General features: G+C 49.1%; 23 protein-coding genes. 11 read left to right on the top strand and 12 right to left on the bottom strand.

Going from position 1 to position 23578, the window contains the following annotated elements; genetic code table 11:
* Positions 1–78 precede the first annotated feature (78 nt).
* From hetZ to PN498_RS22980, 5 genes are all read left to right on the top strand, one after another.
* Positions 79–1188: a heterocyst differentiation protein HetZ gene (hetZ, locus tag PN498_RS23000; protein WP_272065752.1), complete on the top strand. Its 1110-nt coding sequence runs from the start codon at positions 79–81 to the stop codon at positions 1186–1188.
* Between the two features lie 169 nt (positions 1189–1357).
* A complete protein-coding gene (locus PN498_RS22995; protein WP_272065751.1) occupies positions 1358–2254 on the top strand; it encodes a hypothetical protein in 897 nt (298 codons plus the stop codon).
* Between the two features lie 284 nt (positions 2255–2538).
* A complete protein-coding gene (locus PN498_RS22990) occupies positions 2539–3903 on the top strand; it encodes an 8-oxoguanine deaminase (protein WP_272065750.1) in 1365 nt (454 codons plus the stop codon).
* A 63-nt stretch (positions 3904–3966) separates the two neighbouring features.
* Positions 3967–5196 (top strand): glycoside hydrolase family 10 protein, encoded by a 1230-nt coding sequence (locus PN498_RS22985; protein WP_272065749.1) that lies wholly within the window; start codon positions 3967–3969, stop codon positions 5194–5196.
* A 392-nt stretch (positions 5197–5588) separates the two neighbouring features.
* Positions 5589–6857 carry a tetratricopeptide repeat protein gene (locus PN498_RS22980; protein WP_272065748.1) on the top strand — a complete coding sequence of 423 codons (1269 nt, stop codon included), beginning with the start codon at positions 5589–5591 and terminating at the stop codon, positions 6855–6857.
* 58 nt (positions 6858–6915) lie between these two features.
* On the opposite strand, the gene PN498_RS22975 is transcribed toward PN498_RS22980, so the two are convergent.
* Entirely contained in the window at positions 6916–7746 is an 831-nt protein-coding gene (locus PN498_RS22975; RefSeq protein WP_272065747.1) for a PRC-barrel domain-containing protein, read from the bottom strand.
* A 664-nt stretch (positions 7747–8410) separates the two neighbouring features.
* Entirely contained in the window at positions 8411–9127 is a 717-nt protein-coding gene (locus PN498_RS22970; RefSeq protein ID WP_272065746.1) for a hypothetical protein, read from the bottom strand.
* Positions 9128–9280: 153 nt separating this feature from the next.
* Here PN498_RS22970 and PN498_RS22965 point away from each other — a divergent pair, with 153 nt between their 5' ends.
* Complete coding sequence (locus PN498_RS22965) at positions 9281–10315, top strand: S-layer homology domain-containing protein (protein ID WP_272065745.1); 1035 nt, start codon at positions 9281–9283, stop codon at positions 10313–10315.
* A 104-nt stretch (positions 10316–10419) separates the two neighbouring features.
* Here the strand turns inward: PN498_RS22965 and PN498_RS22960 are convergent, their stop codons facing one another.
* Both PN498_RS22960 and rpsF read right to left on the bottom strand, forming a co-directional pair.
* On the bottom strand, positions 10420–10962 hold the full coding sequence (locus PN498_RS22960; RefSeq protein ID WP_272065744.1) for an Npun_F5560 family protein: 543 nt from the start codon (positions 10960–10962) through the stop codon (positions 10420–10422).
* Positions 10963–11423: 461 nt separating this feature from the next.
* Entirely contained in the window at positions 11424–11801 is a 378-nt protein-coding gene (gene rpsF, locus PN498_RS22955; protein WP_272065743.1) for a 30S ribosomal protein S6, read from the bottom strand.
* Between the two features lie 118 nt (positions 11802–11919).
* Between rpsF and PN498_RS22950 the strand changes: the two genes are divergently transcribed.
* On the top strand, positions 11920–12741 hold the full coding sequence (locus tag PN498_RS22950; protein ID WP_272065742.1) for a fumarylacetoacetate hydrolase family protein: 822 nt from the start codon (positions 11920–11922) through the stop codon (positions 12739–12741).
* Between the two features lie 226 nt (positions 12742–12967).
* On the opposite strand, the gene PN498_RS22945 is transcribed toward PN498_RS22950, so the two are convergent.
* From PN498_RS22945 to minC, 3 genes are all read right to left on the bottom strand, one after another.
* Positions 12968–13471, bottom strand: a complete 504-nt coding sequence (locus tag PN498_RS22945; protein WP_272065741.1) for a Tic20 family protein — start codon at positions 13469–13471, stop codon at positions 12968–12970.
* 220 nt (positions 13472–13691) lie between these two features.
* On the bottom strand, positions 13692–13889 hold the full coding sequence (locus PN498_RS22940; RefSeq protein WP_272065740.1) for a hypothetical protein: 198 nt from the start codon (positions 13887–13889) through the stop codon (positions 13692–13694).
* 173 nt (positions 13890–14062) lie between these two features.
* A complete protein-coding gene (gene minC, locus PN498_RS22935; RefSeq protein ID WP_272065739.1) occupies positions 14063–14902 on the bottom strand; it encodes a septum site-determining protein MinC in 840 nt (279 codons plus the stop codon).
* 222 nt (positions 14903–15124) lie between these two features.
* Here minC and tilS point away from each other — a divergent pair, with 222 nt between their 5' ends.
* Positions 15125–16147 carry a tRNA lysidine(34) synthetase TilS gene (tilS, locus tag PN498_RS22930; RefSeq protein WP_272065738.1) on the top strand — a complete coding sequence of 341 codons (1023 nt, stop codon included), beginning with the start codon at positions 15125–15127 and terminating at the stop codon, positions 16145–16147.
* A gap of 96 nt (positions 16148–16243) precedes the next feature.
* Positions 16244–16882 (top strand): hypothetical protein, encoded by a 639-nt coding sequence (locus PN498_RS22925; RefSeq protein ID WP_272065737.1) that lies wholly within the window; start codon positions 16244–16246, stop codon positions 16880–16882.
* A 79-nt stretch (positions 16883–16961) separates the two neighbouring features.
* Here PN498_RS22925 and PN498_RS22920 read toward each other — a convergent pair whose 3' ends face one another.
* The 3 genes from PN498_RS22920 to trxA form a co-directional block, all read right to left on the bottom strand.
* Entirely contained in the window at positions 16962–17894 is a 933-nt protein-coding gene (locus tag PN498_RS22920) for a nodulation protein NodZ (RefSeq protein ID WP_272065736.1), read from the bottom strand.
* A gap of 321 nt (positions 17895–18215) precedes the next feature.
* Entirely contained in the window at positions 18216–19316 is a 1101-nt protein-coding gene (locus tag PN498_RS22915; protein ID WP_272065735.1) for an alkene reductase, read from the bottom strand.
* A gap of 167 nt (positions 19317–19483) precedes the next feature.
* Positions 19484–19810, bottom strand: a complete 327-nt coding sequence (gene trxA / locus PN498_RS22910; RefSeq protein ID WP_272065734.1) for a thioredoxin — start codon at positions 19808–19810, stop codon at positions 19484–19486.
* Between the two features lie 96 nt (positions 19811–19906).
* Here trxA and PN498_RS22905 point away from each other — a divergent pair, with 96 nt between their 5' ends.
* Positions 19907–20212, top strand: a complete 306-nt coding sequence (locus PN498_RS22905) for an ArsR/SmtB family transcription factor (protein ID WP_272065733.1) — start codon at positions 19907–19909, stop codon at positions 20210–20212.
* Between the two features lie 88 nt (positions 20213–20300).
* Positions 20301–21065, top strand: a complete 765-nt coding sequence (locus PN498_RS22900; protein ID WP_272065732.1) for an SDR family NAD(P)-dependent oxidoreductase — start codon at positions 20301–20303, stop codon at positions 21063–21065.
* 419 nt (positions 21066–21484) lie between these two features.
* On the opposite strand, the gene PN498_RS22895 is transcribed toward PN498_RS22900, so the two are convergent.
* Both PN498_RS22895 and PN498_RS22890 read right to left on the bottom strand, forming a co-directional pair.
* The gene (locus PN498_RS22895) at positions 21485–21913 is read right to left on the bottom strand and encodes a hypothetical protein (protein WP_272065731.1); all 429 of its coding nucleotides are present in this window, start codon (positions 21911–21913) and stop codon (positions 21485–21487) included.
* A 415-nt stretch (positions 21914–22328) separates the two neighbouring features.
* Complete coding sequence (locus tag PN498_RS22890; RefSeq protein ID WP_272065730.1) at positions 22329–23570, bottom strand: methionine gamma-lyase family protein; 1242 nt, start codon at positions 23568–23570, stop codon at positions 22329–22331.
* Between the last annotated feature and the right edge of the window lie 8 nt (positions 23571–23578).

The raw sequence follows: 23578 nt of genomic DNA, 5'->3' as shown, positions 1-23578 counted from the left end.
AGCAAAAAATGCGTCAGCAAAAAGTTTCTTGTGTTAGTGTTTTAAGGATCATCTCCATCGGGGTTGTTCTTCCGAAGCGTGGAAGCATTATCAGATAAACTTTACAAAGAGCTTAAGCAGGCTACCCGAGCTTCTGATCAGGGCTGTCTAGCAACCGCTCAGCGTTTGAGTGAAGAGGTGCAGCGAATCTGTACCCAGAGTCAGCGCATTCAAGATTCTGGCGAGATTGAAACCTGGGCAAACAACCTAGGTATGCACCGTTTGAATCAATGTTTGAAATATTACCGTCTGGGATCGTTGAAAGGACGGGTAGAGCTGCACAGCACGTTGAGCGCGATCGTGTACCGCTACATCACGCTGCCTCATACTCAAGCGAGCTATCAAGCTCGTCTCAATCTGATCGAAGACTTTCTGCAAAACTTCTATCTTGAATCCCTCAATGCGTTCCGACGTGAAAACGATACTCCTCCCAGTTTTCAGCCGCGAACGTTGCTTGAGCTAGCAGAGTACATGGCGTTTACTGAGCGATACGGCAAGCGGCGTATTCCACTTCCAGGTCGTCGTAGTCAGCAGCTCATTATTTTGCGGGCTCAGACCTTTGCAAAGCAGCAGCCGCCTGAAGCAACTGTTGATATCGAACAGGCCGCTGAAGGAAGTGGTGCCGATTCTGATGAAGCTAGAGATTCATTGCCGACCCGCCGTTTGCGAGAGGAACTGGTAGCTCAACAGGATGACCTTCCTGAGGAAGTTTTGCGTAACCGTGTCATTGAAGCACTCTTGTCCTACCTCAAAGAACGTAATCAAGAAGATTGTGCCGAGTACTTTACTTTGCGCTTGTTGGACTTGCCTACCACGGAAATTGAGGCGCTTCTGAAGTTGACGCCGCGTCAGCGAGATTATTTGCAGCAACGCTTTAAATATCATCTGGTTCGCTTTGCGCTCTCTCACCATTGGGACCTGGTGCACGAATGGTTAGAGGCTGACTTAGAACGTAATTTAGGACTTGCGCCTCAGCAGTGGGATGCTTTGCATCAGTCAGTGAGTGAGGTGCAAGCTAAGCTCTTGCAGCTGAAGCAAGACGGCATGGAAGATGCTGAAATTGCCAAAACGCTGGGTCTAACACCCACTCAATTACAGAAGCAGTGGACTAAACTACTGGAGCAGGCTTGGGAAATTCGCAATCTTTGATTTGAATCGTCCGGAGGGGGGCACGGGACTAATGAAAAGTGACGCAGATACGATTCGGAGTTTTCTACTTGCGCTCCTTGAGCACTTTAGCCGGACAGATTCCTCACCATCAGGGAAGGTTGACGATTCAGACGGAATACCCTCAAAAGTAGAACAATCTCCCCAGACAGTGAATTCCTCTCTTTTTACCTCGGAAGGTTCCCCCAATCTTTCGGAAGACGAGGCATTGTCAACCTTCATCAATAGTGTGTCGATTGAAATGCCCTCAATTTCTCAACTTGGAGAGTTACCTGCCGTGCAAGACCATTTTCAAACTGTATTGAAGCGTCGTCTCCAGATTGAAATCAGCCAAAACCCGCCACTTTTTCCTTGGGAGTCCAATTTAACAGACTATCCTGCTGAGCTTTCTGCAGATGGTCCTTTGCCTTGGATGAGCCAATTGCGATCGCTCCCTCTACCCACTTCCTTGCCTGAAGATATTCTGACTGGATTACTCAATCGCTGCCAGGAACTCGTAGCAGAAACCTTGCAGCCCGGTATTCAGTTAGTCAAGGCAGTAGAAACGCTGTTTCCAGATCAACCTCAAGCCATGGAGCAAATTGCCGGGTTGGTTCTCGCTAATGCAACCGTTCGGGGAACAGCAACTCGCGATATGGAGGGTTTGAAGGCTGCTTTTCCTGATGGCTATGAGGGCGCGAATCCCCAACAGCAAGTCACGTTGACGATGCTAGCGGCGAAAGACATCTTAGATGCTCTGATGCTGACGCTATCGCGAAATGCCCCTTCTATAGAGCGCGAATGGCAAACAACAGAAGGGAACATGAAGCTATCAGCTCAGTATCAATCGGGTACACCGGGCGAGATTCGTATCTCAGCTGAGATGCCACAAGCTGGTCAACTTAGCTTGCCCAGTGTGGGCCAAACAGTAGCTCAAAATCGCCCAGGCGAACTCACGCTAACGTTGCCAGCTCCTGCTCCTAACGTTATCTATCCTCTGGAAGTTCACTTGGCTGAAGCGGATGCAATGCCTCTGACTTTTGCAATCCGCTGGATTGATAAAGAGTAGTCATTTTCTTTCTCTCCTGTGGCGTTTGGCTGTAGTCCTAGGCAGCCTTTCCGAAATGGGGAAGGCTGTTTTTTTGGGCCTATAACTGTAGTCATCGCCTGTCTTGCCCCAATGGAATTGGCGACCGCTATATAGCGGCATGCTTGCATCGAGCACACTCCATTCCCTGTTTCCCTAAGACACTGAGATGTACTTGACCAAGCTGCACAGGGCTATAATTCCTGCGATCGCGCTCCGGATGGGTGCGAAATGCGGTGTACGACTGGTGAGTGAGGAGAAATTGCGTGGCGACCCTGTTAGTAAACAATATCCATACCTTGGCGACGTTTGACGACGAACAGCGTGAAATTCGTCAGGGTGCTTTATTCGTGCGTGACAACGTGATAGAGCGGGTTGGTACGACGGATGAACTGCCAAACACCGCTGATGAAATCCTTGATTTGGACGATCGCCACCTTGTCTTACCCGGTTTAGTCAATACCCATCATCATTTTTTCCAGACGCTCACCCGAGCTGTGCCTTTAGCTCAGAACCAAGAGCTATTTCGTTGGCTCCAGCGGCTGTATCCCATCTGGTCGAACCTAACAGCGGATAGCTTGCAGATCGCAGCGCAAATTGCCGCTGCCGAACTCATTCTCTCTGGCTGTACTACAGCTAGCGATCACCACTACATTTACCCCAATGACTGCACCTTAGATGATGAAATCCAAGCAGTGCAGGAAACAGGGCTTCGGTTTCATGCCAGTCGGGGCAGTATGAGCATTGGCGAAAGTAATGGGGGGTTGCCGCCGGATGAGTTTGTCGAATCAGAGGCGTTCATCCTTAAGGATTCTCAGCGACTCATCGAGCAGTACCACGACAATGATCGCTACGCAATGCTGCGCGTTGTGGTTGCCCCTTGTTCGCCCTTTGCCGTTTCTCAAGACTTGATGCGTGAATCAGCGGCTCTAGCTCGCTCCTACCCAGGCATCCGGCTGCACACTCATTTGGCAGAAAACGTCAGCGATATTGAATACAGCTTAGAAAAGTTTGGGCAAATTCCAGGCGAGTATGCCGAGTCTCTCGGATGGCTAGGTGATGATGTTTGGCACGCCCACTGCGTCAAGCTCAGCGATCGCTTCATCGACAGATTTGGCTCCACAGGCACAGGGGTCGCCCATTGTCCCTGTAGCAATATGCGTCTTGCTAGCGGCATTGCTCCCATTCGTCAAATGCTGAATCACAATGTTCCCGTGGGACTGGGGGTTGATGGCTCGGCCTCAAATGATGGCAGTCATCTCATGGAGGAAGCGAGATTAGCGATGTTAGCGGCACGGGTGCGTGATGAAGATCCCGGAGCGTTAACGGCCAGAGATGCGCTATTGATCGCAACGCGAGGGGGCGCTAAAGTGCTGGGCCGAGATGACATTGGGGTATTAGCTCCCGGTATGGCAGCCGACTTCATCGCCATTAATTTAGACCGTCTTTCGTTCGCTGGGGCCTTACATGATCCCGTTGCAGCGTTGCTGTTCTGTCATGTAGACAAAGTTGACTACAGCTTTATTAACGGACGGCGAGTCGTTGATCAGGGCAGGCTCACAACCCTAGATCTCCCTAAATTGCTAGAGGCCCATAATCGAGCTGCTTTGACCTTGGTCAAGGACTACTAGCTATCCATGAATACCCTCAAGTTCCCCCAAGCACCGTTGTCAGTCTGAGGATACGCGATCGCAATGCAACGCTTGTATTATCTAAGTCTCACAGTTTTGACTGCTTTCCTGATCTGGATGAGTCAGGGCTACTTGGGGACAGTGAACCGAACAGCTCAGGCGATCACGCCTACTGAAATCCGAGGTGTTTGGCTAACCAACGTTGACAGTCAGGTTCTGTTTTCAAGCGACGCCGTTGCAGCAACATTGCAGCAACTGGCTGACTACCATTTCAACACCGTCTATCCAGCGGTGTGGAGTTGGGGCTATACCCTTTTTCCCAGCACTGTGGCAAAACGAGTCACAGGCTATCAGCAGGGACTTTACCCCGACCTAGAAGATGAAGGACGCAACGAAGCTTTGGAAAATGCGCAGGGCGATCGCGACATGCTTTTGGAAGTCATTGAGCAGGCCCACAGCACAGGCTTGAGCGTCATTCCTTGGTTTGAGTTTGGCTTCATGACTCCAGCTAATTCACCATTGGCGGAACGTCATCCTGAATGGTTGACCCAAAAACAGGGATCTTTGCCAGCTGCCCGTCTTTATCAACAGGGAAGGCATACTCGACAATGGCTCAATCCTTTTCATCCGGAGGTGCAGCAATTTATCCTCGACCTGATTGCAGAACTAGTCTCGAACTACGAGGTCGACGGGTTACAGTTGGACGATCATTTTGGCTTACCCGCAGATTTTGGCTACGACCCCTACACGATTGGGCTGTATCGACGAGAGCACAACGGACAAGCACCGCCCTCCAATCCTTACAATGCGGAATGGACTCGCTGGCGGGCTAATAAAATCACTGAGTTTATGCGTCGTATCTTTTGGCTAGTAAAAGATACGCGACCCGATGCCATCCTATCTGTTTCCCCCAACCCGGCGGATACTGCCTATGTCAACACTTTGCAAGATTGGCATCGGTGGCGCGTCGAAGGCTATATCGAAGAACTCATTATTCAGGCTTACCGTAACAACATGACTCAGTTTCGAGCTGTCCTCAGTCGCCCTGAGTTACAGGAAGCACGTCTGCATATTCCCACAGGAGTAGGCATCTTGAGCGGTTTGAAGAATCAACCTGTTGCAGTGTCGTTGATTCAGCAGCAGGTGCAGGCTGCACGAGACATGGGTTTTGGAGGCGTCTCGTTTTTCTTTTACGACACGCTGTGGACTGTGGCACCGGGGGAAAATGACAGCGATCGCGCTAGCACTATTCAGCAACTCTTTACAGAACCAAGAGTCCGTACTCGTCTTTGATCATGAGGTTTGAGTGATCATGAGATTTGAGTGAATTTTTGATAGAGAAATAGCGACCTTAAATGAAGATTACGTAAATCTAGCGGGGTGAGATTTCGGTAATTATTCTTCGTCAGACTACGCTAAAAGGTGAATCAGGACTCAGTAACGCTTGCAGGAATATACTAAATGGTCCGGATATCCCCTGTATTTTTTGTAATAAAGACTTTAAGTATACGGTCCAATTGAGTTGATATGACGGCTTCACTCTTAGAAACAGTTTTTATAGAGTAATGCCATACTTACAGCATAGTAAATAGATAAATGTCTTACTTTTTAGAAGTATTGCGTTTTGTCCATCTGATTAACTGTAAGCAGCATGGGGATGGTTCTAGGGAAGTTGGGGTTCCGCCATGCATTGGAAAACACTGCTAAATGAAGCTATTGACCGGGCAAGACGAGGAGACTTGATCGAAGCAATAGCGCTGTTTGATCAAGCAATTAGACTAGAGCCTGGATATAGTAAAGCGTATTACAACCGAGCTTGCGCTCTCAGTGATGTTGGGCGCACGTCTGAGGCGATCGCTGACTTTACTGAAGCGATCCGGCTGAACCCTACGTATGTCAATGCCTATCTCAATCGAGGTAACTTGCATCGTAAGCTCGGTGATTATATTGCTGCGATGGCTGATTTTGAAGCAGCTTTACAGTTAGAACCAACCTCAGCCAAAGCTTACGGCAGCCGAGGCTTAACCTACTTAGCTCAAACATCTTATAAGGCTGCTATTGGAGACTTGAACCAGGCGATTGCGTATTCTCCAAAGTTTGCCAAAGTTTATTTATGGCGGGGCTGTGCCTACCTACAGCTAGAAGATTATTCGCAGGCCATTACTGATTTTGATACTGCATTGACCTACAAGCCAACTTTGGCTGACGCCTTCCATAGTCGCGGGTTGGCCTATATGCATCAGGGCAATCTTTATCAGGCGATCGCGGACATGAACCAAGCTGTTAGCCTCAATCCTGATTTTGTGGAAGCCTATAGCAATCGCGGTTTATTACGGCACAAACTGGGTGATACTGACGGAGCTGTTGAAGACTATCAGACCGTGATGACGCTGACCGCAGAGCTGACATCGGGTTCTCCGAATGCGACACCTGCCACGATTCAGTCAGCGGAGAAGCAAGCAGACTCCGGCATGACTCAGACCTACGAGAAAACTGCAACCTCTGCACCACAGCTAGCAGAAATTTACAACCACCGTGGTCATCTCCGAGCAGAGTTGGGAGACACTACAGGTGCGATTTCCGACTACACTCAAGCCCTCTCTATTGATCCAGATAAAGCCAAAACCTATAACAGTCGCGGACTACTCCACGTTCAATCCGGTGCCTTCAACCTGGCAATTCAGGACTTTGATGCCGCCATTCAGCGCAATCCAACCTCTGCATCTGCCTATAACAATCGCGGCAATGCTCATTATCAAGCAGGCGATGCAGCTTCCGCGCTTAAGGACTTCAGTCAGGCTCTCAAGTTAGATCCCAATTGCACTGAAGCTTACATCAGTCGCGCTCAGGCCAGAGCCGCAGTCAACGATTCCGAAGGTGCCTTGCAGGATTATCAAAAGGCGCTCCGTCTTAAGGAGCAAAACTTCAACAGCTCTATTCCGCTGTCTAAATAAACAATTTTGCTCAGGGGTGTATCCCCAGAAGCCAGGCGAGAGGCTGCTCGTCTAGGCTTCAAGCATCCTCATCGGGCCAGATTTCTTCAGAATCAACATCGATAGTCGTACCGGGAACCTTTGGCTGCGGAGAATTTGGCGGGTTCTGCAAGTTGGAAGCAGCATCGGCAAAGCGATCATTGACCTGCGATCGCAACTGTTTGCTACGCTGCCGCACCTGCCCAAAAACCTGCCCAAACTGCGTTTTTGCTTGTTCACCTAGTTTTCGAGCCTGCTCTTGAGCTTGCCCGGCAACCTCTCTGGCACCGTCAACTGCTCCCTTGACGTCTTGACGAGTCTGCCTGACGTCCTGGTGTAGGGCATCGACAACTCGATCCTGAATGCCGGGCACGAATTGAGGTGCATTATCAAGTGCCGTCTGACGTACCATAATGCGTTTCTTCCCCGCACTGACAACGGCTTCTGGCTGGAAAGTATAGAGACCTTCTGTCAGCCCTTGCCATCCAGGAAAGGCAAATACATATTGAGTAATTGCTCCGGTTGTCAAGTCAAGCCGGTAATCGACTAGGGTCGCTACGTTGTTACCCGAATCAGACCAAATGGCCTGACTTTCGAGCACTAAACCTTCATCAAAGCGCTCTGAAATGACATTGCCACTGCGCCGTACCAAAATGCTGTCCTGTCCGACGGACTCGACTTGAACCCACATCACTGGGGTACTACTGAGGCTTAATAGCCCTTTGCGGCACAAAAATCCTTCGACCTGATGGTGTTGGACATCAACTACGAATTGCGTCAGGTTGCCGAGTTCTTCAGTAGTTTCAATGTCAATGACTAGCCGACCATGTAGTTGACTTTGCCGAATTGGCCCATTCTCAGCTTCAGTCATTGCAGACTCCAGGATGTATCCCTTTTATGGTAGAGCAGAAAACAGGCAGATGGGCTACGAGCATCGCTATGCTAGAAACACAGTGAATGTAGGTAAGTAGGGGCAGATTAAGAGAACAAGATGTTAGCCTATGGCTGATCTTTGAGACGGCTGATGGGGATAACTGTGTCGCTACCAATAGGCGTGGACGGTATTTAAATTTTTACCGCTTAATGCCTGAATCCAAATTGGCTCCTATAAAAAGGGTAGAACACGCCCGAGGAACTTGTGCCATCACGAGGCCAAACGCCTGCTACCCTTTCTCTGCCTTGTCTAGATAGCTGAGGTCTCCCGTCAGGAGAGCGAGGCGAACAAGGTTGGCAATTGCAACACCATTCGCAGAAGGGACAGCGCTGTCTTGATACGTCCGTTTAAGAACGAGCAGGCGATCGCTTTGGTCTGAGGCGGCATTGTATAGCTGTCGCCAGTTCCGTTAGGACAAGACGGCGAGCCATCTGACCTATGCTAAGCACCCAGATGCTATTGAGAATGCACAAGCCTAGATGGTTACAGCTATAACTACCGCCAGCATCCGAACGATCCATTCTTATGGAAAAAATTGGCGTTTAGATCAGCAAGGCGATTTGGCATGAAAGACCTCAGCGCATCTTGCACAATCTAGCGCTTAGACACATCCATCAGGCCAAGTGACTGCTGGAAACTGACCGGTACGATATTGTACGACCTTACCTTCAGCGTCTGTTTCAAATACCAAACGATACAGAGACAATTCTGGATCGTTGGGAACAAACGTTAAAAACTTACCCTGGGTATAGGAATTAGGTGTAACCTCAAGCTGATCAGAATAGTGTTCGAAGAGTGTTTCCTCGGTATCTCCAATGATGACGCCGCTGACAGTTGCCAAAGAACTACCCGACCAAACATCAACTCGGATGATCCGGTCGTCTACAACCATAAAGCCCAAGGACTGGGAAGGCGTTTTAGGCTGATAGTAGGAACACTCACCCGTAACGTTTCTGGCCAAAGGGACTACAGGTAGATTCATCGCGTCCGCAGCTTCTTGAACCGTCATGCCAATCTGAACGGGGCCAACGCCGGTCAGTCTGACAGTAGATTCTGCAAACACATCTTCCGGTTCAAACGCCTCGACATTGCTGGCAGCGATCGCCTGCTTCATTGTTGAAAAGTGCGCCAAAGGTTGGGCAGCGATTTTGAGAAACTTGAAGGTCTTGCGAACAGGCGTTTGTGCGTGTTCGTCACGAGAGGTAACTCGTGGTTCGGAGGCCGTGCGGCCAGGAGCTGATGGATAGTGAACTGCCGTCAAACTCAATACAAACGCACTCAAGACCGTGACCGAGCCGATTAGAGAAAGTCTCTTCATAGGAGTTTCAGCACAATACGGGTTTTACATCTACGAAAAGGGAACATTAAACTTTTTTAACTGATCGTGAGAGTCTTGACCAGTCCACAGTGAAAAATTTCTGTAAAAATATCGTCAATATGACGCTCTACAATCCTAAGCGAGGAGCTTGAAGTGTTTACTCCCAACCCCAATCGGCGACCATCGGGATCACCTCAAAAAGACGACGACTGGGTTGCCGTTCTGGTTGCCCTAGGAGTCATTGGTGGTGCTGTCGGTTGGATCCTAGCGGGAGGAGATTTTTTATGGGGAGGTGAAACATTGAATAGCGCGCTGACTTCGGCCACTAATTCTGCTACTACGGAGACCTCTCCCTCACAGCCTGGGTTAGACCAGCCTAACACTATTAGTAGGAATGATATGCCTGATCCACCAGGGGTGGCTGACGCCAATATGCCGTCTAACGAGAACGCAACTCAGTCTGCCGCCGTTCCTTCAGTAACGTCAGCTGGGAAGGCTCCTGCTAACGCGCCTACCCAGTCGCAGCCCCCTTCCTCGAATGGTTCACTAACGGTTCCCACTCCTAGAATCCCCGACAGTGAAAACAACATGGCTTTACCTGTTATTCGGGCACCGCTGACATTTGCGGACGTTCCTGAAGGATATTGGGCTAAACCCTACATTGATGCGCTGACAGCACGTGGCGTACTTAACGGTCTCCCTAATGGCACCTATGCTCCTAAGCGCCCTATGACCCGAGCCGAATTCGCCGCTCAGATAGCCAACGCTTTTGATATTGAATCTCAAACAATCAGCAAAACGTTTAAAGACGTTCCAGAAGGGTATTGGGCTGCCGATACCATTGATGAAGCTGTTACCACTGGCTTCATGACAGGATATCCTGAGAATACTTTTCAGCCTAAGAAAACAGTTCCTCGATTGGAAGTCCTTACTGCCTTGGCGACCGGGCTTTCTTTACCGCAAGCAACGACTCCTAGCGCTCTTTTGCAATCCTATTCAGATCAAGCTGCTATTCCTGCTTGGGCGAGGGAACAAGTAGCTTCTACGGTAGCGGTTGACATTATTAGGCCATCATCAACAGCAAACGATACCGCTTTGCGTCCTAGAGAGCCTGCGACTCGGGCAGAAGTTGCCGTTTTAATTTACAACGCTTTGGCTTATATGGGCCAAGTTGAGCCTATTCCATGAGATATTAATTGCCTCATCGCTCATCAGAGGCTCATACACCACAAGCCCGGATAGGTACCTACCTATCCGGGCTTGAAAACCATAGTCAAGATTGCTGGCAGGAATTAGTTCGTCAATCCAGGAAGGCTAACCGTATCTCCAGCAAAACTGGGTAGGTCAAGCTGCTGCGATCGCCGCGCTCGTACAGCAAGACGATAGCTCACGCTTTGCAATTCAGCCTGCAAGCGTCGGTTTTCATTTTGCAACGTCTTGACCCTATCGCGTACGCTGCCCATACGATCTTCAAATTTCTGTCGATAAACTTTGGGCAGTTCTTGGACAACTTGCTCCAGCATACGAGTGCGATCCGTCAGTTCTTGCACAGTTTGCCGCAACTGCACCACTTCCCCATTGCGCTCTTCCAGTTGGCCTTGATAGAACGTCACCTGCTGCTCTACCCCTTGTAGCTGCTCTCGCAGTGCTCGAACCTCAGCCTGATACTGTTCAGAGGATTCATTAGTAGCAGGCACCACACCCGCGTTTCCTTTCACAAGGCGAAAAAGCTCACGCGAGAGCTGCTGAACCAACTCATCTCGCATTTGTAGCTCTTCTTGGAGGCGAGCAACCTCAGCTTGATTGGTGGAGTAGGAGGAATTTATCACTTGCATTACCCCGTTAATTCCAAATCCCAAAAGTCTTGATCAACGTACTACCCGTAACTCGTGCACCGATTCTGTTGCCAATCCGAAAAATGCTATGACCAAGGCCCTCACTACTCTCTCAACTTTAGAAAAAAGATCTTGAAGGTGCCCAAAAGACCATAAGGCAAGCGTTTCAAATTGATTTGCTGATACTTTAGCACTTCATTCAATAAATGCCACTGATTTTACAAAATATAGCCATCCCAGATGATTTCTGGGGGTGAGAGGGTTGTCCAAGGAAAACTCTATTCAAAATCTAAACAGGATCGCTTTAACTCTCATTTTCTCAAGAACTTGAGGGCTAGAAACCTAGAGCAAGGAAACTAGGGTCTGAATTCAAGCTACTCACAGCTCATGGATTAACCGTTACGGTGTCGAATCGACATGGCCAATTCGACACCGTGGAAACAGATTCAGAAGCGCTAACGTTAAGCCGCTCCTGGAGGGGGGGCAGAGCTGCCCTCAACCGGTTCAGGAGCAGGCATGTCGCCACTAGCCTCAGAAAAATCTTCTGTTAAAGCTTGCTTGACTGTTAAGTAGCGGAGCACACTTTCGCTCAAGCGCATTGCTCGCTCCATAGCGGCGACAACGTGGCCCGGCCCCTGATAATTCATTTGAATATAGATGCCTTCCCGGTGATTTTGAATTTCGTAAGCTAGACGACGCTTACCCCGGTGCTGAGTTTCCAAAATCGTTGAGCCTTGTTCTTGCAAAATCTCCTGATATTTCGCAATCTCAGCATCTACAACCTCTTCGGTAATATCAGGTCGAAGAATGTACATCGTTTCGTACATCAAATTTTTCATGAAGATTCTCCTTGTGGACAAATGGCCTTTCCCGGTATAACTGGCGTCAGACGCTATTACTTTAGGCGGCTGACCAAAAGGCAAGGATCTACAATCATATCAGTATTTCAAGGAATCTATGGCGCAGCGCTACGTTCGAGTTCAATCGCAGTCAGGGCAACTGCACTATGGTCTGCTCCAGTCTGACCGTAGCGTACAGGTATTAGATGCACCTCCTTGGCTACAAGGCGAACTAACAGACGCTGTTCTTGAAGCTGATACTTACCAGCTACTGGCTCCCTGTGCTCCCTCCAAAATTATTGCGGTAGGCAAAAACTACGCTAAGCATGCGGCTGAGATGGGCGGCGATGTTCCTCAAGAACCGTTACTTTTTATGAAACCGTCTACAGCCGTCGTTTCAACAGCAGCTTCTATCTTGTATCCACCTCAATCACAGCGTGTCGACTATGAAGGAGAATTGGCATTAATCATTGGAGAACATTGCCTTGACTGTGATGCTGATATGGCGCGGGACAAAATTTGGGGTTACACCATTGCCAATGATGTCACTGCTCGTGATTTGCAGGCCCGCGATCGCCAATGGATTCGGGCTAAAGGCTTCGATTCGTTCTGTCCATTGGGACCTTGGATCGTCCGCGAACTTAATCCAGAAGCTCGCATTCAGACCTATCTGAATGAAAAGCCTGATCCGGTTCAGGTTGGGGAAATCAGCGATATGGTGTTCCAGCCAGAAGTCTTAGTCGCTTACATCAGCCAGGTGATGACGCTCTTGCCGGGGGATGTCGTGCTGACGGGAACCCCAGAGGGGGTTGGCCCTCTAGCAATTGGCGATCGCGTACGGATTGAGATCGAAGGGATTGGCTCTCTCGAAAATGACGTACAGCCCCGGCCTGTTCCAACTCAACTCCTGTCTACAGAAGCAATGGAGTCAGAAGGGTGACAACCCCCTTCAAAAGACCACTGACAATCTAGAAAAAGGACTTTGGTGTATCGACTGCCCTTTAACCACATGCTTATGCCTAAGGCTTTTCGGCTGTAACTAAAGCTGGCTTTAGCAACAGGAACTTATTTAAGTATCAACTTTGAGCTTTGGATTTGCCGATGACTCAATCATTCAAAACTCAAAACTGAGAACTTAAAATTCATTCCTTAGCAACCAACTGTCCCTATCGGACTCGCATATAAACCGCTTCAGAAATAGCTGGAATTTCCGCATACTGACCGCGAATTGTTTGCACCAGGGCATAGCCAACAGCAGTCAGAATACCCAGTAAGACCACGTTCAAAATGGTGTCGACAAATAGCCCTGTACCCAAAGCTGGCACCAAAACCATATCGAGGATGATTTGACCCAAGATCAACACGATGTCCAACAGAATGGCTTGCATCGTGTTGAAACGAATGAAGTGGCTGATATTGGTGTTTTGGACAACCAGGGTTAAGAGAAGAATGAAAACGATGAGTCCTGCAAAGGGAAAGCCAGCGTAGAGATTGATAACAGGAGCCAAAAACTCAGGAATTATTCTCAACGGCGGAAACTGAGCAAACACACCAATTCCTGCTCTTTGAGCAAAAAACATTCCCAAGATGGAAACTTCCACAAGGGGAAGAAGATAGGGCAAACAGGCAAAGAATCTATCCTGTGCCGTTGTGGTGCCACGCCAAGTCATTGAGAACGCCTCGTCTTAAAAACAGTTATCGATTATTTCCATGCTAACTGAGAAAAAGCATGAGGGTGTCAAGACTTTACGACTTTCTTGTGTTTTGTGTCGCCCGGCCTACTATTGCCATGGGATTGCAGACCTTTTCAAGGCAATAAAGCTAAACCAAAAACCATCTCAGCACAGTGTTGGCAACTGCACCACGACAGCCTAGATGACGGTTCGCCATTCAATTGATGTCTGCGATCGTAAATCCCATCTGACATTCGTATTGCTGGGGTTGCCCTTCTTGCAGCTTCGTCAACGAACGCCCACAGGTGAGACGCCCTCCTCGAAAACGAGGTTCGCCTTGCTGATCCGCCATCAAGCAATTCTTGCAAACTACTGTGTGAGACAGCAGCTGGTCATTCATCATGACAACCAACATAAAAGATGACCTCCGAACGTAATCGAGCCTAAAGGATCGAAGAGGCACCTCTATCTTAGGTCAGCGGTACCTGTGAATTGTGTGCAAAAATACACACCTTAACGCTGACTTAATTCGGTTTAATAGGAATCCATAGGAACGGTCTGGACCTGTTGACCTTGGAAAATCATGCTTTAATGCTTAGCTAACCAACGCGCAAAGTCCTGAGCCGGTGCAATGCGAATGCCGCTGCCACCGATGTAAGCGACCTCGGGTAGGTACTCAGCAGGGGGCGTTTCAGGCGGACGGGCCACCTTATCAGCGATGCGTAGCTGGGTTGGCTGCATATGCAGTGCCATAATCCGACAGTCGACATTTCCTTTTGATCCGGCGTGTGCCAACCCCTTAAGTCGGCCCCAAATGACAATATCGCCTTCGGCAACGATTTGTCCGCCCGGATTAACATCGCCTAGGATGACGACAGTCCCAGCATGACGAATTTCTACGCCAGAGCGAATTGTGCTTTGCAAATAAAGAGGCTCGTCCAGGGGAGTGCCTGATCGGGGCGAGGGCTGATTAAGATGGGCTACTGGCGTATGCTGCTCGACTGAATAGCCGGCTGTAGCGGCGGCAACTGCCGTTTGGCGGCGTCGGGTGTAGACGCGCTTAAGCTGCAAATCAGCTAAAGCTAGAGCATCAGCAATTTCCTGCAGTTGACGAGCATCGACTAGGCGATCGCGGGTCAAAAGATAAACAACGGTTTGCGGCTGCCAGAATCGTTCTCCGGCAGACAGCCGATGTTTCAACTGTTCCCAAACCTCTCCCCAAGGTATTGCAGCAGGGCCATTGGCCGGTTCAGGGGGCAACATCAGCAGCAGTTTGCCGCCTTGACTTTTGAAGCGGACCTGAAGGGTCGGATCGGTTTCTGAATTGGGCAGCTCCGTGGCCGTCTCAGAGGGTGCAGTGTTCGAGTTAAGGGAGGTGGAATCCAAGCTCATGGCCGAAGTCAGCGTCGGATGCGTCAATCTAGTCATGCCATCTTAGACCAGGATGTCTGAGCTGACCATCAGAATTCACCCGTTCTTCTGTTAAGTTTGAGCTGACTCACGGTATCGTTCTGATTGGCCACAGAGGGTAATCGAACTTAGTTGGAATGATGGCATTGGGCTGTAGCTCTAGCGTCCGAGGTGCTTTTATCACCTGGTTGATGGGCGCTACCTGTATGGGTTTTGAGGAAGACACTAAAGGCAAAACCGATGGCTGTTTGGAGTGGTTGGCATGCTCGTGTTCATCGAACCTTGCGATCGCGCACCTCACCCTCAGCCTTTGGCAAGCACCAACTGCTACTGCCGAAGGGATGCCGAATCTTAGTAGCCGTTTCTGGGGGACAAGATTCCCAATGTTTGCTGCGTCTTCTCATTGATCTGCAATCCAAGTGGGGGTGGCAGCTGCAGGCGGTTCACTGCAATCACCGTTGGCGGACGGACGCTAATGACAATGCAGATTTCGTTGCTCAAGTCTTACAGCGTTGGCATATTCCCTACACGCTTGAAACAGCGGAACAGCCCCCCAAGAGTGAAGCAGCAGCCAGGCAATGGCGATATCAGGTGTTTGAAAAGATTGCCAACCAAACGGGCTACACCCATATCGTCACTGGACATACGGCGAGCGATCGCGCCGAAACTCTTCTCTATAACCTAGTGCGAGGAAGCGGTGCGGATGGACTGCAAGCCCTTGCTTGGCGGCGATCGCTGAGCGACACAGCCCCTGACATTTCTCTAGTCCGTCCTTTGTTAGACATCACGCGCGCCGAAACCGCTCAGTTCTGCCAAGTCTTTAATATTCCCGTTTGGCAAGATACGACCAACAACGATCGCAGCTATGCCCGCAATCGCTTGCGCCTAGATGTCCTGCCGCTTTTGCGCAATCACTTCAATCCCAAATTGGATACAACACTGGCTCACACGGCTGAACTCCTCGCTGCCGATGTCAATTATCTTGAAGCAGAGGCCGCTCGACTAGCCCAAAGCTGTATTGACAATAATGCTATTCAGCGGCGATCGCTACGAACGGCTCCAGTGGCCCTGCAACGGCGCGTGATTCGGCAGTTTCTACGGCAGCACCTATCAACTAGCCCACAGTTTGAGCATATTGAAAAAGTAGTCGTCTTACTTAACGCGGCTAACCGCAGTCAGTCAGATCCATTTCCTGGGGGCGCAATCGCGATCGTCAAGGATCCCTGGATCTTGCTGCAGGATGTTTCTACAGGGATAGAATAAATAGGGAACAGGAGGACCGCCGTACTCAGTTGTGCAGCGCCTGTCATCACCCTCATCCCGGTATACTGGCCTGGGAGTATAGGAGCACAGAGTATTTTGGGCGTAGATCTGCGTAGCTACGTATATATCGACAGCTTGCAACCGCAACACGCCGCTTACATGGGCACGGTTTCTATTGGTTTCTTGCCGCTGCCTGGCGATACATCATTATGGTTAGAGATCTCTCCAGGCATTGAAATCAATCGCCTCATGGATATTGCTCTCAAGGCCGCAGTCGTACGACCTGCCGTATTGATGGTTGAGCGTTTGTACGGCAATTTAGAGATTCATTCTGGTAGTCAGGCAGAAGTTCGTGCTGCAGGACAAGCCATGTTGGATGCGATTGGCGTTAATCGTCGGGAATGTCTGCGTCCTCGGGTGATTTCGAGCCAAGTCATTCGCAATTTAGATGCCCATCATGTCCAGCTTATCAACCGGAATCGTCGTGGGAATATGATTGTCGCCGGACAAACCCTTTATGTATTTGAAGTTGAGCCGGCGGCATATGCCTCCCTAGCCGCCAATGAAGCCGAAAAAGCAGCCTTGATCAACATCTTGCAAATCAACGCTATCGGGAGTTTTGGGCGCTTGTATTTGGGTGGAGAAGAGCGTGATATTCTGGCTGCACAGCGCGCGGTCCTATCAGTCATGGAAAACCTGCCAGGGCGCGATCTCGAAGATTTTCGCAATGAATGATTATGTTCGTCATTGTCCTGCGAATGCTCAAGCTCATTTTTGGCCCATCTGCTAACTGAGTCGGGATCGATTCTCCAAATCAGTGTTTCAGAGACTGCAAGACTGTTTTGGATTTACGCTGTAGGCGTCTCCATACAGAGTCTTCAATTTCCACATCAAATATCTCTTTCGGGTTTGCTTTACTGAGCAAAGAAGCGACATATCCAAACGAGGATTGGGACGAAAAGATCAGGCTGCTGCATTCAGAAAGTAGAAACAGGTCGGTGAGTGCTTCTACGCCATTTTGGTAACGGTCAGGACAGCGATCCCAATTTTGATGCATTCGCTCTCCGTCAGGCGGAAACCATTTGTGAGCAGTCACAACTTTAGGAAAACGACCTTGAAAGTCACCCATCACTTTCTGAGAATCGGTAGCCAGAAAAATAACAGGATCTGAATGCTTATCAACAACCTTCTGAACCTTAGCTAAGATTTTTTCTAAAGGTATTTTAATATCGGTATATCGGACATGAACACCAATGACTTGATTAGAGAAATGGCTGTCCTTAAAATTTTGAATAGATTGATTAATAGCATCAACTAAATGTAGCTTTGTCTCAAGAATTGATCTGAGGATTTCCCGATTTGTTTTCTGCTTGAGTACAGAAAAATCATTTTGAAATAAAGGCCGTAGACTATTGATTTTATGGGTATAGGCACAGAAGACGAGGATATCTGCTGCATAATCCACTTTGGACGGATCAAAGGACATATCTGCAAATCCCTTGAGTTTGAGTTGGGACTGGAGATTGCCTAGCGTAACATCTAAATTGCCTTGCCAAAGTTCAGGATAGATAGAAGGGTTATCAGGCAGTTCATCAACAGAGGCCGCTGTTGGGCAATTAAAGAATTTAGAGAAAGCATTTTCTCCCGCTTCAGAATAGCTGCGATCGCGCCAATCAATAACGACTTCTCGATTTGCTATCTCACCATATAGAATTGCCGTGCAGGCTGCCAGAATGCGATTTCCCATTCCAGAAGTTCCTTTGCAGACAACGAATTTTTTGGCGGTATGGGTCATGATGTAAAACTGGGCTTTAGAATCTCGTTGGATTACCGAAATTCTGTTGTCATCAAAGATCTTCCCTCAGCACAAACTTCTGCACTTTACCGTCATCGCATATCGTCGTGGTGGCTTTATCATGCAATCCCGGATCGATGTGAGGTTCTTGAACCTCATAAGATTTGGGATTTTAGAGCAAGCTTTACGCTAGCGATCACAGTCAACTGAAGATTTGCCCCAAGGTGGCAGTGCTCATCCTACAAGTTGCCCAGTTTTACAGTCACATCATCTCTAAGCTGCAATTTCGGTTTCCTGAAGAAAGGGATAGTCGGTATAGCCTTCTTCGCCACCACCATAAAAGGTTTCAGCGTTTGGTTCGTTGAGAGGCGCGTTCAACTTGAAGCGCTTGGGTAGATCTGGATTGGCAATAAAGAGTTTGCCGTAAGAAACCAAATCGGCCTCACCAGCAGCGATCGCAGCATTGCCCTTGGCCTGATCATAGTCCCAGTTCACCATCAATTTACCGTTGTAAAGCGGGCGAAACTCCTTAGTCGGAATGGGAGTCCCACCATGGCGGAGGTCAGCCTCGCTGGGTTCCAGTAAATGTAGATAGGTCAGATCAAAATCGTTCAGCGCTTCGATGACGTATCCAAAAGTTGCTCTAGGGTCGGAGTCACTCATATCGTTGAATGTGCTGCTGGGGGAAAGACGGACCCCAACTCGATCAGCACCCCAGATATCAACCACGGCCTGCGTTACTTCTAGTAAGAGACGAGCTCGATTTTCTACAGGTCCGCCATAGGCATCGGTACGGTGGTTGGTTCCATCCCGTAGGAACTGATCTAGCAGATAGCCATTAGCGCCGTGGACCTCAACGCCATCAAATCCAGCGGCAAGCGCATTTTCAGCGCCGTGACGATACTGTTCGATTAGGCCAGGAATCTCGTCAAGTTCGATAGCCCGAGGCGTGACGAAAGGCTGCATTCCTTCATAGGTCATCGCTTCGCCTGCAGGAGCGATCGCGCTGGGGGCGATCGGCAAAGCGCCGCCATGAAACGAAGGATGGGAAACACGACCGACATGCCAAAGCTGTAGAAAGATATGTCCGCCCTGCTCGTGCACACTGTCAGTCACACGACGCCAGGCCGCTGTCTGATCGGCAGAATGAATACCCGGCGTTGCAGGATAACCAACCCCATGAGGCGACACTTGGGTCGCTTCAGTAATGATCAACCCAGCAGAAGCCCGTTGAGTGTAATGAGTAACGTGCATATCCAATGGCACATTGCCCTCTCCAGCTCGATTGCGCGTGAGAGGAGCCATCACAATGCGATTGGGGAGTTCGTAGCGTCCCAATTGAATCGGCGCAAATAGATCTTTGGTTTCAGTCATAGGGTGCAAGCTCCATTGTGGACTTTAGCGATAGCAATTCTTGATTGGCTGGGACTTCGAAGAGACAGGAAATTGGATGTTAGGGCGCATGGTGTGCGCCCTAACAAGCTGTGTCCCTCCAGGCAACCGTTTATCTCAGTGGGAAGGTGCAAGATTGCGATTGAGCTCTATCCCAAATGCTGATTCAGCGTTTGAGATAACGTCGCTTTAGGAACAGCCCCAACGACTTGGTCAACCGCTTGTCCGGCTTTGAAAACGATCAGCGTAGGGATGCTACGAATGCCGTACCGAGAAGCAATACCCGGTTGTTCGTCAGTGTTAACTTTGACAACTCTGACGCGGCCCTCGTAATCCTTGGCGACCTCATCGACTACGCCAGAGACCAAACGACAAGGACCACACCACGGTGCCCAGAAATCAACCAGTACCGGGAGAGGACTCTCCAGTACTTCAGTTTTGAAAGTCGTTTGAGTAATTTCTGCAACAGCGGACATGATGGATACCTCCGCTCAATTTAGTAGAGTGTTTATTCAATTGTTCGAAAAAATCGAATAAACAAAATATAGCTCGCCATATGCGATAATGCAACTATGAAATTAATTCATCATCCAAACAAAGCGGATATCTCTTTGGAGAGCGTGTTATACGCATTGGGTGATCCGGTTCGGCTAGAAATTGTGAAACGATTGGCAGCTGAGTCGGAGTTGCCTTGCGCTGCAATCGATGTTTCGATCGCGAGATCCACTCTCTCCCACCACTTCAAAATTTTGAGGGAATGTGGAGTGATTCACTGTCGTAAACAAGGGACTCAACATATGAATTCTTTGCGCAGGGAGGATTTGAGCGATCGCTTTCCCGGATTACTAGAGACCATCTTGAGAGCGGCAGATGGGTAGACAGTGAGGTTTTGTGTCTCAATAGCTTTAGTATCTGAGTAAGAAGCTTTGGGAAGAGCTGCTGACGATAAGCTGTTGAGCAAGCTACATGATGTTTGGAGACCAGTTGCAGAAAGGAACTGCGCTAGTTGTTGGGGCCAGTCAGGGCATTGGACTGGAGTTTGTCAAACAACTGCTGAAGGATGATCGTATTGAGCAGGTTTTTGCAACCTATCGCAATTCAAAGTCGGCGACAGACCTGTTCGCCTTTGAGGACAATGCTAAACTCAGATGCTTGCAGGCTGAGGCAACTCGGGAAGCAGACATTGCGCAAGTGGCTGCTGACATCGCCGCTCAGCGGGAGTCCTTACACCTCATGGTTAACTGTGTGGGGGTGTTGCATCACGGCGAGCTTCAGCCCGAAAAAAGTTTGCGCCAAATTGAAGCCGAACGACTGCTGAACTATTTTCAGATCAACAGTATTCCAACGGTTTTACTGGCAAAACAGCTACAGCCGCTATTGAAGAAAAGCGATCGCAGTGTATTTGCCACAATCTCTGCCAAGATCGGCAGCATTGAGGACAATCGTTTAGGGGGATGGTATGGCTATCGAGCGTCTAAAGCCGCTTTGAACATGTTTTTGAAAAACATTGCGATCGAATATAGTCGAAAAAATCCACAGACTACTGTTGTTGCGCTTCATCCAGGGACGACTAATACCCGCTTATCTAAGCCGTTTCAGCGCAATGTTCCACCTGAAAAGCTGTTTCCTGTTGAGCGTACGGTGACTCAACTGCTGGATATTATTGATCGGCTAACGGAGAGGGATAATGGCTCATTCTTCTCGTGGGATGGGAGTCGTCTGCCTTGGTAGGGCACTTCATTAAACCTTCAAACCCTGTCCTGTTAGTGATTAACCGTTTATGGGCAATCTTTGAATGTCATCACAAGAACTGCGAAGCTTAACCCTTGCGAATTGAATCGTTTGAGCGTTAAGGCTTCGTTTCCTCTTCTCTCAAACATCTTCTCCTAATTAAACAGACAGCACACTTCGCAATCCCTAGCGTTTACCTCTAGGGATTTTTTGTAGGCGAATTCGGCCTTGGGGAAGACATATTGCCCTGCACAGCTCGATTAAGTTCATTGCAGTATCTTAAGCGAGTAGGGAACGGGGCGAGTAGGGAATGGGGAACAGAGAATGAGGTGTGCTTGATTCAAATGCATGCTGCTATAGCTCTAGCCATTGATAGTTTTAGCCATCTAGGCTGGTGCACCTAAACAGTATCCAGGTGTTTAGCGCATCGCCTGATGGCTCGCCGTCTTGTCGTAACGGAGTTGGCGACGGCCATAAGGTGTGAAAAGATGAGAACTCGTCAAGCGACTGCGGGTCAAGCTTGCGCTGGTTAGGTCACTGTGACCTAGCTTATGTGCCGTTTCAGCGTCAAATGTGAGATAGCTTGCACGCGATGTCTGCTTGATATTGGCTGCTGAAGAAGGATTGACCGTCTTTGCAGAGGGTACTGGGTTCCCCTCGATACTGACTTTGGGCATATCTGCTGCCGCCGCTTGGTGAAGAGAGTCAATCCCGACTGCGGTTAGAAAAACGACAACGCCTAGCACCAAAACTAAGCGCAATGTTAAGCGATGCCAAAGTGCCACCCATCCATCGTGTTGGTTTGGGCTCTCAACTATGTCGTTTTTAGAACCAATACCGAAAGACATTGCAACCATCCCTGGAGCAGAATCACGCTTTAGATAAAAGTCACCCTCGGGTCACTCTATGGAAAGCAGCTAACTTCTTAAATGTTTACACTGCTACATTATCAGACTTGTTTAAGTAACAGAAGGTAGAAAACTATTAATTTTCTACAAATCTCAATTGAGGTAGCTTTAGTTATCTAGGTTTGTGCACTCCAGAGCACCCGAGTGCTAAGTGCCGAGTGCCGAGCAGATGGCTCACCGTTTTGTCCCAACGGAACTGGCAACGGCCATAGCTTTTGACAGAAGCGGTTAGAGCGGGAATTTATTCAGGTATCCACTTTGAGCTTTTTTGAACTTTGGATGCACTGATAGATTAGTCCTCCAAAACTCAAAACTGAGGACTTGAAATTCACTCATTTCTTAGCAGCTCTAGCCATTAGACGTTCTCGTGAATCAGATTGATTGCTTCGACGGCAGCGTCTAATGCGATCGCCACATGAGTCCAATGAGTACCTCCCTGACAATAAACGATATAAGGTTCGCGTAAGGGGCCATCGGCAGATAGTTCCGAGGTGCTGCCGTCAATAAAAGTGCCGCCCGCCATCACTAATTCACTTTCGTACCCTGGCATTCCGGCAGGAATCGGTTCTACATAGGAATCAATGGGGGAGTTTTGTTGAACCGCTTTACAGAAGGCAATTAGCTTTTCTGAAGAGCCTAGTTTGATGGCTTGGATGACATCGCGTTGGCGATCGCCGGCAGGAGGATTGACAGGATAGCCAAGCTGGCTCAACGTGTGGGCCAGCAAAGCATTACCCTTCATTGCCTCCCCTACCATTTGTGGTGCTAGGAATAACCCTTGAAAGAAAAGTCGGTTTTGATTGAGGCTAGAACCGCCACTGCCGCCGATTCCCGGTGCTGTTAAACGACACAGCGCCTGTTCGACCCATTCTGCTCGCCCGGCGAGATAACCTCCTGTCGTCGCAATTGTGCCCCCCGGATTCTTAATCAAGGACCCTGCCATCAGGTCAGCGCCCACGGCTGTGGGTTCTCGCTCCTCTACAAATTCGCCGTAGCAGTTATCAACGAAGCAAATCGTGTCAGGATTCTGCTGTTTGACAATGCGGACGATGCGTTCGATATCGGCGATCGTGAGGCTGCGTCGCCAACTGTAACCGCACGATCGCTGGATTAAAACCATGCGAGTGTGACTATGAATAGCGCTTTTCAGGCTCTCCCAGTCCACGCTTCCGTTTATAGTGAGGGGAAGCTCTCTGTAGGAAATTCCAAAGTCCTTCAAAGATCCTTGTCGATCACCCCGAAGTCCAATCACTTCTTCTAATGTGTCGTAGGGTGAGCCTGCTACGGCTAACAGTTCGTCTTGAGGACGCAAAACGCCATACAGCGCACATGCGATCGCGTGAGTGCCCGAGACAAACTGTACCCGGACTGCTGCCGCCTCTGCCTGCATGACATCGGCAAAGACGTGATCCAACACGTCTCTTCCTGAGTCGTCATGCCCATAGCCGGACACACTAGCGAAATGATGACTTCCGACTTTGTGCTCCCGCATAGCTGCAAGTACTCTACTTAGATTTGTCTTGACTTGGATGTCAATCTCCCAAAAGATCTGAGAGAGAGCAACCTCAGATAGTTGAAAATTGTCTGGGGATTTCATAGGAGACT

Origin of the sequence: Oscillatoria sp. CS-180, from assembly GCF_028330965.1 — a bacterium.
Taxonomy (GTDB): domain Bacteria; phylum Cyanobacteriota; class Cyanobacteriia; order Phormidesmidales; family Phormidesmidaceae; genus Halomicronema.
Note: the sequence above shows the minus strand (reverse complement) of the source record. Positions and strands in the feature narration are given on the sequence as shown.

Coding starts and splice junctions, on each gene's coding strand:
- PN498_RS22985 (WP_272065749.1), top strand. CDS start 3,967: ATGCAACGCTTGTATTATCTAAGTCTCACAGTTTTGACTGCTTTCCTG.
- PN498_RS22980 (WP_272065748.1), top strand. CDS start 5,589: ATGCATTGGAAAACACTGCTAAATGAAGCTATTGACCGGGCAAGACGA.
- PN498_RS22975 (WP_272065747.1), bottom strand. CDS start 7,746: ATGACTGAAGCTGAGAATGGGCCAATTCGGCAAAGTCAACTACATGGT.
- PN498_RS22970 (WP_272065746.1), bottom strand. CDS start 9,127: ATGAAGAGACTTTCTCTAATCGGCTCGGTCACGGTCTTGAGTGCGTTT.
- PN498_RS22960 (WP_272065744.1), bottom strand. CDS start 10,962: ATGCAAGTGATAAATTCCTCCTACTCCACCAATCAAGCTGAGGTTGCT.
- rpsF (WP_272065743.1), bottom strand. CDS start 11,801: ATGAAAAATTTGATGTACGAAACGATGTACATTCTTCGACCTGATATT.
- PN498_RS22950 (WP_272065742.1), top strand. CDS start 11,920: ATGGCGCAGCGCTACGTTCGAGTTCAATCGCAGTCAGGGCAACTGCAC.
- PN498_RS22945 (WP_272065741.1), bottom strand. CDS start 13,471: ATGACTTGGCGTGGCACCACAACGGCACAGGATAGATTCTTTGCCTGT.
- PN498_RS22940 (WP_272065740.1), bottom strand. CDS start 13,889: ATGTTGGTTGTCATGATGAATGACCAGCTGCTGTCTCACACAGTAGTT.
- minC (WP_272065739.1), bottom strand. CDS start 14,902: ATGACTAGATTGACGCATCCGACGCTGACTTCGGCCATGAGCTTGGAT.
- tilS (WP_272065738.1), top strand. CDS start 15,125: ATGGCTGTTTGGAGTGGTTGGCATGCTCGTGTTCATCGAACCTTGCGA.
- PN498_RS22920 (WP_272065736.1), bottom strand. CDS start 17,894: ATGGGAAATCGCATTCTGGCAGCCTGCACGGCAATTCTATATGGTGAG.
- PN498_RS22915 (WP_272065735.1), bottom strand. CDS start 19,316: ATGACTGAAACCAAAGATCTATTTGCGCCGATTCAATTGGGACGCTAC.
- trxA (WP_272065734.1), bottom strand. CDS start 19,810: ATGTCCGCTGTTGCAGAAATTACTCAAACGACTTTCAAAACTGAAGTA.
- PN498_RS22905 (WP_272065733.1), top strand. CDS start 19,907: ATGAAATTAATTCATCATCCAAACAAAGCGGATATCTCTTTGGAGAGC.
- PN498_RS22900 (WP_272065732.1), top strand. CDS start 20,301: ATGATGTTTGGAGACCAGTTGCAGAAAGGAACTGCGCTAGTTGTTGGG.
- PN498_RS22895 (WP_272065731.1), bottom strand. CDS start 21,913: ATGTCTTTCGGTATTGGTTCTAAAAACGACATAGTTGAGAGCCCAAAC.
- PN498_RS22890 (WP_272065730.1), bottom strand. CDS start 23,570: ATGAAATCCCCAGACAATTTTCAACTATCTGAGGTTGCTCTCTCTCAG.